We start from the raw sequence: 13,731 nt of genomic DNA, 5'->3' as shown, positions 1-13,731 counted from the left end.
TATGATCGAGAAAAGTTGGGCAATGGACGTCAAGAAAACCGTCGAAGAAATTCAACATACCTATGCGGAGTTTACGAACCTTTCGATTCTGATTGTCGATAGCGAAGGCCGCCCTCTTGTCAAACCTTCCGCGTACCATCCGTTTTTCAAAAAGCTGGTGGAGGCGGACGGCGATACGCGCGAGCGTTTTTGGCAGGAGGTGCGTCATTATGCGGGACTGACACGGCCCGCATTATGCGATCTATGGTTGCCTGGCGTGAAGTTTATCATCGCTCCGTTCCAGTCGCCTGCGAGAGATGCTGTCTATTACGTATTGGCCGGCGTACTGATCCAATCCGGCACCAAAGACTTGCTGGAGGAAGAAGTTGCCGGATCGGGATTGTACGACGAAGGGCGTAAGTTGCTCTACGATCTGGTACTGGAAGCGGAAGAGCTGTCCGACGAAGAGGCCGAAGTGTGGCGCGAGAAGATCGGCAAACTGGCGGAAACGGCCGAGCGGATTTTGCGTTCGGCGTACCGGGAAACGTATGTCCGGGATCGGATCGCGGACTTGCGAGGCATTTTATCGACTGCGCGCAAAGAGCGGATTTCCGTAGGGGATACGTTCGAGCAGTTTATGGCGTTGAGCAGTGCCGCTGACGTGATGGGCTATGCCCAGAAAATCGCGCCCGGCGAATACCGGATCGCGCAAGTGGCGGGGGAAGGGGCTTCGGGCTTGCAGGACGCGGAGTTCCGCGAAGGCGAAGGCTTCCTGGGTCAGGCCGCATTAAGCGATAATCCGATGCAGTGGACCGATATCCAGCGCGATCCGCGAGCCTTTTTCCTGAAGCAGCGCGGCGTCGGCGAATTTTACGGATTGCGTTGCTTCCCGGTTCGCGTGGGCGGCGAGCAGTTGGGCATTTTGTTTATCGTGAGCAAAAAAAAGGTGCAGACCGACGCGCTGCTGCGCGAGTTCGAAGACACGCTGATCGTATTGGTCGGCGAATATATCGCCAGCGGCACCATTGAAGCGCGCATGGAGCGGCAGATCCAACGGCTGCGTCCGCTGATGGAAGTGACCCGGTTCATGATCTCGGCCCAAAATACGCAGCGGATCATGTTCATGCTGGTCGATATGAGCCTTAGCCTGGTCTGGAATCCTTCCTCGGCCATCATTGTGCACGAAAGCTCAAACGGCCAAAAAGTGCAGATCGTATCGCGCGGGATCGCCAATGATTTCGCGGAGCAATACGCGCGCGACGTCGCCAAACGGGTATTGCGCGAAAGCCCGAATTCGCATTCGGTCGGATTTGAATTGTCGCAGACCGAAGAAGGGCAACTGATGATCGAATATCCGATCGTGTACGCGGGCAAAACGCGTGGCGTGTTGGCCGTATCGCTGGGCAGCGAGCAGGAAGCCGAAGAGTGCCGGGAAGTGCTGCTGGCGCTGGCGACGATGGGCAGCATCATTTTGCAATCGGTACACGACCAGCAACAGTTGGGTTTGCAAAACGAACGGTTCCTTCGTCTGATGTACGCTTCCGCCAAACTCGGCGAAGACGATCAGGGCAAGAAAAAAGACCTGTCCCTGCGGCTGTTGGACGAGTATGCGCGTTACGGCGGGATCACGACGGAAGAATCCGTGCTGTTGCAAAGAGCCACCATGTTGTCGCTGCTGAACGATACCGCGAAGCGGGAACTGAGCGAAGCTTTCGCCGAAGAGTTGGCGGTACTCAAAGAACACCAGGCCATGCTCGACACCGAAGGGCAAACGGGAACATTCTCTTTTTCGAGATATACGCAAATCCTCAGAACGGTGCTGTACTTCGCCGAACTGGACGAAGAAACAGCCAGCCGTCTACATTTGACCGGCGTATCCCCGGAACTGTTCAACCATTTCCGTAAATTCATGGCGGTTCGCCATACCGTGCAAAGCGAAGTCGTGCTGTCCGACGGCCACACTGCCGCATTCAACCCGGCTGAAGCCGAGGAGCGCGGCATCGACGCCATCGTCAAGGAATTCGGTCTGTCCAAGCGGGAAAAAGAAGTGCTGGAGCTGGTGGTTCGGGCTTCGAGCAACAAAGATATTGCGGCCAAGCTGTTCATCAGCGAGCATACGGTGAAAAATCACCTCACCAATATCTTCAACAAGATGAGTGTAAGCGACCGGGCGCAGGCGATTGCGAGAGTATTCAATCGAGGAATCGGCTAGTTACCCAGAAAATAAAATAGTGAAACGGAAAAGCCTTCCTAATTTGGAAGGCTTTTTTATATCTTTTTTTGAAAATGAATAGTAATAATTTCCCTTTTTTATAGACGTATATGGAAAATAATTGCCTATTGATGTATAAAAGTTCCAAAGGTGTATTTTTGATGTATGTTGCCTGGTAACATCAGCTATTCGTACTTTGACCGATTGAGGCGTTAGATTTGATTCGGTCAAGGCGCCAGCTTCTTCACTTAAGAATCCGTCGTCCAGTCGCAGAAAAAGAAACAGAGAGGGAGTTGGTAGGCAATGCAGAAAGGTGCTCAAAAACGGGGATGGAAATCATGGTTCAGCGGGTTGATGGCGATCGTTTTGTTGATTGCCATGTTCCCTCTTGCTCCGGAAAAAGCGAAGGCCGCAGGGACGCTGACCGTTACGTCTTCCGTTCCGGGAGCGGTTGCCGGAGATACGACGGATATTTCGTTGACGTACAGCAACAGCGCCGTACTGACCTTGAATCTCGGGGCATTGGACTATATTTTGCCCGCCGGGATCAAAGCGACGACCGATGACCAGATCAACGGCGTCAACCTGACCCCTTCGCAGATTTTGGACAACGGACAGCGCGTACGTTTGAGCGGCTTGAGCCTGAGCCTTCTTCAAGCCAATACGACGTTGCTGCTTAAGCAAAAAACCATTCCGAACTCCGGTACTTACAACTTCGAAGCAAAAGTCTACGGTGTGACCTTGACGGTCATCAATACCAATCCGAGCGAGTCGCTGAGCGGCAGTCTGCTCGTCTCGCCTTTAACCCTTCCTCTGGCTTCCATCACGACGACGAACAACTCCGGCGATAACGATACGATCGCGTTCAGCGGAGTCAAAGCGCAGGATATCGTCAAAATCTACAATACGAACGGCACGCTTCGTACGACGCTGACCGCAAGCGAAGACGGCACGCTCAGCGTACCGCTGACGTTGACGCCGAGCGGCGGTTCGGTAAGCGTGAGTCTTACGCGCGGCGGCGTGGAAAGCGCCAAGGTCCAAGTTTCGTACCTGGCCGAGATCGTGCCGCCGATCTTGGTGAATTCGATCTATGTATCCAATCAACCGGGTAATGCCGATAGCGTAACCGTTACTAATCTAACTCCGGGCGATACCGTTCGCCTGTACAGCACGCTGGCCGGGGGCACGGCTTTCGCGACTTCTTCGGCCGTGGCGTCGGGACAAACATCGGTCGTGATTCCGACGACGCTGACGCGTCTCGGCGGCACGCTGTACGCTTCGCGCGTCCGTAGCGGTCTGGAAAGCGTGCGTACGCCGGTCGTGTACCTGCCGGAAGTGTTGGCGGCATTGACGGCCGACGTCGTGACGATCACTAACGGATCGGGCAATGCCGATACCGTTCGCGTCACGGGTCTTACGCAAGGCGATATCGTCTATGTCTATGCAAGCGACGAGACGTTGCTGGACACATTCACCGCCAATTCGAGCGGAGTGGCGCAAGGCACGATTGCGCTCAAACCGGGCGGCGGCAACGTGAACGTGGTACTGGAACGCGACGGCATCCGAAGCGCCGCGCTTCCGGTTGCCTACGTGGCCGAGACCGTCCGTTCGTTGCTGGCGACGGAAGTGACGATCACCAACAACCCGAACGATAGCGACTTTATCCGGGTAACGGCTCTGGAAAACGGCGACCGGATCGTGGTGAAGGTCGGTGCCGAAGATCCGTTCACGTCCGCTCCGGTGACGAACGGCGAGATCGATATTCCGGTAACGCTGTTGCCGGGCGGCGGCAGCGTGACGGTCGGTATTCTCCGCAACACGATCGAAGGGCCGAAGCTGACGCTGATCTACGATGCCGAACGCGTGGAAGCCCCGACGTCGGCGCAGATCACGACCGTCAATAACTCCGGATCGGCCGATACCGTGACGGTGTCCGGCTTGCTGGCCGGAGACACCGTCGTCGTATACGGTTCGGCGAACGGCACGACCGAACTGGGCCGCGAAGCGGTCGGCAACAACGGCATCCCGACCAGCGCCACGGTCGGCGTCACGCTGACGCCCGACGGAGGCACGGCGTATGTCGCGATTCAACGGCACGGCGTGCTCAGCGCGCGTACCGCGGCGACGTATAGCGCCGAAACGGTGCCGGCGCCGCTTCCGGGCGCAATCACGGTAACGAACGGATCGTTTTCTACGGATACCGTCCGCGTGACCGGATTGCAATCGGGCGATACCGTCCGCGTGTATCAGGCGAACGGAACGACGCTGCTAGGCACAACGACGGCAGTCGAATCCGGCGGTAATTTCGTCGCTTCGCTGACGAATCAGACGCTGACGCCGACAGGCGGAAGCCTTCAGGTCAGCATCGTGCGCAACACGGTAGAAAGCCCGAAAACGACTGTTTCATACAATGCGGAATACGTGGCCCCGCCTGCTCCGGCAGCGATCCGGGTCACCAATAATGCCAGTCCGGCCGCCGATACGGTCAGCGTTACCGGCCTTAATGCGGGAGACTCGATCCGGGTGTACCGCACAGGCGAAACGACGGCGTCCTTCTCGGCCGTCAACGGCATCGCTTCCGGTACGCTCACGTTGCTGGCGAACGGCGGCACGCTGAGCGTGAGCATTTTGCGCAACGGCGTGGAAAGTACGGCGACGCCGGTCGCGTATCCGGCGGAGATTCCGAATTTCGTCGGCTCGATATCGGTCATTAACGCCGAAGGAGACGAAGATTCTTTCAATCTGTCGGGCATGGTGCCGTTGACGACGGTCGAAGTTTTCTCGCAAAGCCAAGGAACCGGGACGGAGACATGGACCGGAACGGTCGCGTCCGACGGCACCGTAAGCATTCCGGTGACGTTGGCTCCGGGAGGGGGAACGCTTAGCTTCCGCTTCACGCCTCCGCTTGGGGGCGTGAGCGCGACGATCGACGTCGCGTACGGCCGCGAACCCGTAACGCCTCCGGCAGCGGCTTCGATCACGGTGACCAACAACAGCGGCAATGACGACAACGTAACCGTATCGGATATTCGTGTCGGAGACCTCGTGACGATCTCCGGAGTCGACGGCAACGGCGCGCTGACGACTATCGGATCGGGCACGGTCACGGGACCTTCCGGAACCGATGAGATTTCCGTGGACGTTACGCTTGCTCCGGCCGGCGGAACGATCGCGGTCGGTTTGACTCGAGGCGGCTTGACCAGCGCCGAAACGCTTGTCAACTACGCGTCGGAAGTCGTCAACGCGCCTAGCGTTGCGGATATTCAGGTTGCGAACGGTTCCGGAACGGGAACCGATTCCGTGACGGTCGGCTCCCTGCAAATCGGGGACGTGATTACGGTCACATCGTATGCGGCCGACGATACCGAGGTCGATAGCGATACGGCGACCGCTTCGGGAACAACGGCAACGGCCGACGTTCAACTCTCTCCGCTCGGCGGCTACGTGACCGTAACGATCACACGCAATACGATCGTCAGCGCCGCTACCCGCGCGAACTATAATGCCGAGACGATCGCCGCTCCTCTTCCGGCGGCAATCACGGTGACGAACGCTCCGGGAACTTCGCAAGACCGGGTCGAAGTCTCCGGTCTGGTCGGCGGCGACTACGTGACCGTCGTGACGTACGATGCGTCCAACGTCGAAGTGGACCGCGATACGGTCGCGGCTCAAGGAACGACGGCGACCGCCAACGTCGAGCTGGCGCCGGCCGGCGGCTACGCGGCGGTCACGATTATCCGCTACAGCGTCGGCGGTATCGGCGGCGTCGCCAGCGCGGCGACGCGGGTCGCGTACAACGCGGAACTCGTTCCGCCGCCTGCGGCCGAGGATATTACCATAACGAACAATTCCGGCGACGGCGATACGGTCGTGGTGCGCGGATTGCAAACGGGCGACGAAATCCGCGTCTATAACGAAGACGGCAGCGAGTACCTCGGACCGGGCACGGCATCGAACGGAACCGCGACCGCCAACGTGAAGCTGCTGCCCAGCGGCGGCACGGTATGGGTCATGATCTTCCGCAACACGCTGCAAAGCCAGGGCACGCAAAAGCCTTACGCCAGCGAAGTCGTGGCCGCTCCGGCGGTCGCGGACGTGACGGTCGTCAACGCGGCGGGTCCTTCCGACACGGTTACCGTCTCGGGTCTTCAAGCGGGCGATGAAGCGACTGTGACGACCGAAGCCAACGTTAGCCAAAGCGGTACCGTGGCAACCGGCGCAACGTCGGTCACGATTCCGGTCACGCTGGCTCCGGGCGGCGGCATCGTTCAGGTCACGATCAAGCGCAACACGATCAACAGCCCGGCGACGGGCGTGCCGTACGCGGCCGAAGTCATTCCGGCGCCGGCGTTGTCGAATATCTCCGTATCGAACGTATCCAATACGGGCGGCATCGTCGATACCGTCACCGTTTCGGGCGTTACGGCAGGCGATATCGTTCATGTCTACGATTCGTCTTACGTGCAGATCGGAAGCGGCACGTCCGCTGGCGCTTCCGTGACCGTCACGATTCCGGACAATCTGGAAGCGGAAGGCGGCAGCTTGTTCGTGACGCTGGAGCGTGACGGTCTGATGAGCGATTACGTCGCGGTGATCTACGGGGCGGAAACGGTCGAGCCGATCGATACGGCGCTGGTATCGGCCGATAATGCTGTCGGCAATAGCGATACGCTGACCGTCGGCGGCCTGAACGCGGGCGAGACGCTTCGCGTCTATCGGGCCAACGGATCGGAGTTGACGGTCCAGCTTTCGGTAAGCAATCCGAACGTTTACGAAACGACCTTTGCGGCGGGCGGGGAAACGCTGACGCTTGTTCGGGTACGCGGCGGCATCGAAAGCGTGGGCGTCTCGTTCGCGGTCGGAGCGGAGCTTGTTCCAAGCGTCGACGAAGGCAGCATCACGGTAGTCAACAATACCGGAAACCAGGATACGGTCACCGTCGACGTGGCGGCTGCCGATTATGAAACGGGCGATACGTACATCGTGTACGACGAAAGCATGAACAGCCTGGGACGTTCAAGCGTCTATGCCAACGGAGCGTTCACGATTTCGGTCACGCTTCTTCCGACAGGTGGAACCGTTCAGGTGGCGCTTGAGCGCCGCACGGTCGTCGGACCGGCGACAAGCGTGACTTATACGGCCGAAGCGGCCGAACCGAACGCCGGACCGCCGGCTTCGGACATTACCGTCACGAACGGTCTGGGCGATAACGATCCGGTCGTGGTCGACAACGTGACGGCCGGCGACATCGTGGTCGTTTACGGGGCCGGCGGAGTCGAACTGGGCCGTGCGACCGCAAATGCGGACGGAAGTCTTACCGTTCGCGTCGATCTCGCGGACGGCAGCGGCGGAACGATCGAAGTGTCGATCATTCGCGACGGCAACGAAAGCATCCGGACGCCGAAGACGTATGCGGCATACGACGCCGCGCTGCCTCCTGTTCCGCAGGAAGCGCAAGTCACGATCGTTCGGTCAAGCGATCCGAACGAAGAAGACGTCGTGACCGTTACCGGTCTTGTGCAAAACGACGAAGTCGAATTCTATGACGACGAGGACACGCAGATCGGCACGGCAACCGCTAATGCTTCCGGCGTGGCGGTACTGCGTACCTTGAGCCTCAAATCGTACGCCAGCACGCTCAAGCTGTTCGTACTGCGCGCAGGTGTCTCCAGCGGAGCGCTGGCCGTCTCGTATCCGGCGGAAACGTCAACGTTGACGCCGCCTCCGGCAGCCAATATTACCGTCAACAACGCGGCAGGTATCGCCAACGATACCGTTACCGTATCGGGCGTTACCGCAGGCGACCGCATCAGAGTCTACACGTCGAACGGCGCTACGCTGCTCGGCGAAGCGACGGCGACGTCGTCTACCGTGGTCGTGCCGGTTCAATTGAGCGCCGCGGCCGGCAGCGTGCGGGTTAGTCTCGTGCGCGGCAGCACCGAAAGCACGGGGACGCTGAAAGCTTACGCGGCGGAACCTTCGACCACGCCGCCGCCTTCAGCGGCAGACATTACCGTTGTCAACGCGCCGGGAACGGCCAATGATACCGTCACGGTACTCGGCGTCGCTTCGGGAGATATCGTCAGAGTGTACTCGGCTGACGGCACCGTCGAACTGGGCGAGCGCACTTCGACCGGAACGAGCGTCGTGATTTACGTCGCGCTTGCGGCGGGAGGCGGCACGGTCGGCGTCAGCGTCGAACGCGGCGGATTCCAAAGCACGCGAACGGCTGTGACGTACGGCGCGGAAACGGTACAAAAACCGAATGCGCCGACAGCGGCCAATATCGCCGTGCAGAATAATGCAGGCACGGTCAACGACAGCGTAACCGTAACCGGCGTGCAGTCGGGCGATCTGGTACGCGTTTATGAAGCGAACGGAACAACGCCGATCGGCCAAGCGACGGCATCCGGAACAAGCGTCACGATTCCGGTCGCGCTGAATGCGGCGGGCGGAAGTGTAACCGCGACGGTCGAACGCGGCGGAACGGCGAGCGACCGGTCGGTAGCGGTAACGTATGCGGCCGATCCGACTCCGGCGGCTCCTTCGGCTCCAGCGGCCGGTAATATCACGGTGACGAATGCGCCGGGCACGACTTCCGACAGCGTCGTCGTGGTCGACGATGTACGCTCCGGCGATCTGGTTCGCGTCTATGCGGCAAACGGAACGACATTGCTGGGCCAACTTCTTTCGACCGGAACAAGCGTCACGATTCCGGTTGAACTGAATCCGGCCGGCGGCAGCATCCGGGTAACGATCGAACGGGGCGGCATCGAAAGCGCGTTGTCCGTTGCGGTTGCGTATACGGCGGAGCCTGGGGCGCCGACCGCGCCAGACGCTCCGGCGGCAGGCGACGTCACGGTCGACAATCAGACAGGCACCACGAACGATACCGTCACGGTATCGAATGTGCAAAACGGCGATCTGGTACGCGTCTACGCGGCGAACGGCACGACGCTACTCGGTCAGCATACTTCGACGGGCACGACGGCCGTCGTAGCCGTATCGCTGGGCGCGGCAGCAGGCAATGTTCGTGTCAGCATCGAGCGCGGCGGCCTGCAAAGCGCGTTGTCCGCTCCGGTGGCATATGCGGCGGAACCGGCGGCGCCGACGGCGCCTGACGCTCCGGCAATCGCCGATATTACGGTCGATAATCAGACCGGCACGACGAACGATACCGTTACCGTCCTTAATGTTCAAACGGGCGATCTGGTCCGCGTCTACGCGGCGGACGGCACGACGCTGCTCGGTCAGCATACTTCGACGGGAACGACGGCCGTCGTAGCCGTATCGCTGGGCGCGGCGGCGGGAGACGTTCGCGTCAGCATCGAGCGCGGCGGCCTGGAAAGCGCGTTGTCCGATCCAGTCGGCTATGTGGCCGAACCGGCAGGACCGACCGCGCCTGACGCTCCGGTATCCGGAGATATCACGGTCGACAATCAACCGGGAACGACGAACGATACCGTTACTGTCCTGAATGTTCAAACGGGCGATCTGGTCCGCGTCTACGCGACGGACGGCACGACGCTGCTCGGTCAGCATACTTCGACGGGAACGACGGCCGTCGTAGCCGTATCGCTGGGCGCGGCGGCGGGAGACGTTCGCGTCAGCATCGAGCGCGGCGGTCTGGAAAGCGCGTTGTCCGATCCGGTCAGCTATGTGGCCGAACCGGCAGGACCGACCGCGCCTGACGCTCCGGTATCCGGGGATATCACGGTCGACAATCAACCAGGAACGGCAAACGATACCGTTACGGTAGCCAATGTTCAAAACGGCGATCTGGTTCGGGTTTACGCAAGCAACCAGACGACGCTGCTTGGTCAGAATACGGCGACGGGCACCACGGTTTCGATTCCGGTCGAATTGACCGCGAACGCGGGCAATGTCTACGTCTCTATCACTCGCGCCGGACTGGAAAGCTTGAAAACGCAAGCGACTTATTCGGACGAAGCGGTTCCGGCGATCGATAGCGCGTCGTTCGATACGACAGTCTATCAAGGCGGCTCCGGTACGGTAGTCGTCAGCAACGTCGGCATTCTCGCCGGCGATACCATTATCCTGAGAGTCGGCGGTTCGGAGATCGCGCGCGGTTCGGCGATTGCGGACGGAGAAGTTACGATTACGGTTGCGTCCGGCCAGCTTCTGGAAGCGGGCGGTACATTCGATGCCGTACTCGAACGCAGCGGTATCGAAAGCACTCCTCCGACGTCCGTGACCTACGCTCCGGTAGCGGCAGGCACGCTTCAACCTCCGACCGTTACGCAAGTCACGTATAACCGCGATGCCGGCATCGTGATCGTATCCGGCTTGCAGGAAGGCGACATCGTTAACGTTACGGTCGACGGAGGCGCGCCGAACGCGTCTCAACCGGTCGCGACCGGCGAGACGTCGGCTTCGGTCCCGGGCTTCACGTTCTTGCCGCAAGGCGGCACGATTCGCGTTACCGTATCGCGGGGCCCTGATACCAGCGCACCGGTAACGGTCGTGTACGACGCGATCGCTCCGAGCGCCGCGAATGCCGCGGACATCTCGATCGTCAACAACGACGGAGCGGCCACCGATTTCGTCACCGTGGAAAATCTGACGGCGGGCGATCGGGTGATCGTCTATACGGCCGACGGTTCGACCGTTCTCGGTCAGGCGACCGCTTCAGGCTCGACACTTGCGGTTCCGGTCATCCTTGATCCGGCAGGCGGAAGCGTGCAGGTCGTGATCGTGCGCTACGGTCTGCAAAGTCCGCCGACGACGCAAACTTACGGCACGGAGACATCCGGCGTAACCGCGCCGTTGCCGGGCGATATCACGGTGACCAATAATGCGGGCAACAACGACACCGTCGCCGTGACGGGCGTACAGGTCGGCGATATCGTGACCGTGTACGCGAATAACGGCACGACGATTCTGGGCAAAGAAACGGTGACGACCGCCGGAACGATCACGCTCGAAGTCACGCTCGATCCGGGAGCGGGCAGCGTGCAGGTATCGATCACGCGCGGCACGGCCGAAAGCGGCAAAACGCCGCAGACTTACGTAGCCGAACCGGGCGGCGTGACCGCTCCGGACGAGAACGACATTACGGTCGCCAACAATCCGGGCAATAGCGACACCGTGACCGTGACGGGCGTGCAGGTCGGCGACATCGTGACCGTGTACGCGAATAACGGCACGACGATTCTGGGCAAAGAAACGGTGACGACCGCCGGAACGATCACGCTCGAAGTCACGCTCGATCCGGGAGCGGGCAGCGTGCAGGTATCGATCACGCGCGGCACGGCCGAAAGCGGCAAAACACCGCAGACTTACGTAGCCGAACCGGGCGGCGTGACCGCTCCGGACGCGAACGACATTACGGTCGCCAACAATCCGGGCAATAGCGACACCGTGACCGTGACAGGCGTGCAGGTCGGCGACATCGTGACCGTGTACGCGAATAACGGCACGACGATTCTGGGCAAAGAAACGGTGACGACCGCCGGAACGATCACGCTCGACGTTACGCTCGATCCGGGAGCGGGCGGCGTGCAGGTGTCGATCACGCGCGGCACGGCCGAAAGCGGCAAAACGCCGAAAAGCTATACCGCCGAAGGCAGTACCGTAACCGCTCCTTCGGCCGACGACATCACCGTGACCAACAATACGGGCAATGCCGATACCGTAACGGTAGCCGGCTTGCAGATCGGCGATATCGTCACGGTCTACGCGGCCGACGGCATCGCGGTTCTGGGTCAGGCGACCGCTACGGCCGCAGGTTCCCTTACGCTGAACGTCACGCTCGGCGCGGCGGCGGGCAATGTGCGCGTAGCAATCACGCGCGGCAACGTGCAAAGCGCCAAAACGCCAAAAGCATACCTGGCGGAAAGCAATAACGTTCCGGCGCCTGCGCTCAGCGATATTCAGGTCGTGAATAATCTGGGTTCGCAGGACACCGTGACGGTGACCAACGTGCAGGTCGGGGATACGGTCACCGTTTACGCGGCGAACGGGACAACCGTACTGGCGCGGGTAACGGCCACGACCGCCGGCACCCTCACGATTCCGCTCACGCTGCCTGAAGGAAGCGGAATCGTGAACGTGACGATCACGCGCGGCAACGTGGAAAGCCAGCCGGCTTCGCCGAATTATACGGCTGAACCGACGACGCTGGACGCGCCGGCCGCAGCCAGCATAACGGTCAATAACATTACGGGCAATTCGGATAATGTGACGCTCACAGGACTGCAAGCCGGAGATATTATTACGGTCTATGCAGCGAACGGAACCACGATCCTTGATCGCGTCACGGTAGGTTCCGATCCGGCGACCTGGGTTGTTCCGGTCACATTGAATGCAGCCGGAGGCAGCGTTCAAGTTTCGATTACGAGAGGCGGGATCGAAAGCGGCAAAACATCCGTCGCTTACGGGGCCGAACCGGCTTCCGTGCCGGCGCCTGTCGCTTCCGACGTCACGGTGAACAATAACGGCGCGACAGGCAGCAGCGTCGTCGTGACTAACGTTCAGCCGGGAGACATCGTTACGATCTATGCCGCCAACGGCACTACGATTATCGGCCGCGCCCAGGTTCAACCGGGCGCAACCAGCATCGCGATTCCCGTCTCGCTGAACGAAGCGGGCGGAAGCGTTCAAGTGACGCTGACGCGAGGAACTACGCAAAGCGCACCGACTCTTATCACGTACCCGGCACGGGTTGAAGAACAAGGGCCGGGAACCGGCGGAGGAACCGGAGGCGGTACAGCTACGCCTGGAGGAGACGGAGCCAATCCGGTGACGCCGGCTACCACGCCAGGCGGGGGAAATCCGGTCACTCCTGAAACGCTTGGCGAAGGCGAAGAACTTGAAGCGGACGGTACGGGCCGCGTCGTGCCTTTGGTCACGGCGGGCAATCGCACCTTCGCCGATATTCAAGGCCACTGGGCGCAGGATTCGATCGAACGACTGGCTTCGCTGGGCATTCTCAATGGCAAAAACGCCAATACGTTCGATGCCGATTCCGATGTAACCCGCGCCGAGTTCACGAAGATGGTCTCGTCGCTGCTCGGCATCGCGTCGAACGCCGATCCGGCTTTCGACGATGTAGATACCGACGATTGGCACGCGCCGCATGTACAGGGCGCTTACGAACAAGGCATCGTTCAAGGTTACGGCGACGGAACGTTCCAGCCGAACGATACGATCACCCGTCAGGAAATGACGCAAATCCTGATGAACTCGATGCAATGGCTGCAATCCGACGTGTTCGGCAGCGATCCCGATTACGACAGCGCTTCGGCGTATAACGATTATTCGTCGGTCGGCAATTGGGCGCAAGAACCGGTCGCGCGGATGCTTCAGGAAGGTCTGATCATCGGCAAGCCGGGCAACCGGATCGATCCGGGCAATAACGCTTCGCGCGGAGAAGCGGCTACGGTCATTGCCAGATTGATCGATCGGATGAACAACAACTTCACGATCGAATAACGGCAAGCGGACCCGCAAGTAAAGCCGTTTGGCTGCATGCAACAAAAAAAGGACTGTCCCGACGACCGGAATCCGGTGAGCGGACA

Annotated in this window: 2 protein-coding genes; both read left to right on the top strand. The window is 60.2% G+C overall.

Annotated elements, in window-relative coordinates:
- Nucleotide 1 precedes the first annotated feature (1 nt).
- Nucleotides 2-2,191 (top strand): LuxR C-terminal-related transcriptional regulator, encoded by a 2,190-nt coding sequence (locus WKI47_RS20220; RefSeq protein ID WP_340228990.1) that lies wholly within the window; start codon nt 2-4, stop codon nt 2,189-2,191.
- Between the two features lie 303 nt (nt 2,192-2,494).
- Nucleotides 2,495-13,645 carry an S-layer homology domain-containing protein gene (locus tag WKI47_RS20215; protein ID WP_340228989.1) on the top strand — a complete coding sequence of 3,717 codons (11,151 nt, stop codon included), beginning with the start codon at nt 2,495-2,497 and terminating at the stop codon, nt 13,643-13,645.
- The last annotated feature ends 86 nt before the right edge of the window (nt 13,646-13,731 follow it).

The organism is Saccharibacillus sacchari, assembly GCF_037722395.1.
In the GTDB taxonomy this organism is placed as follows: Bacteria; Bacillota; Bacilli; order Paenibacillales; family Paenibacillaceae; genus Saccharibacillus; species Saccharibacillus sacchari_A.
Note: the sequence above shows the minus strand (reverse complement) of the source record. Positions and strands in the feature narration are given on the sequence as shown.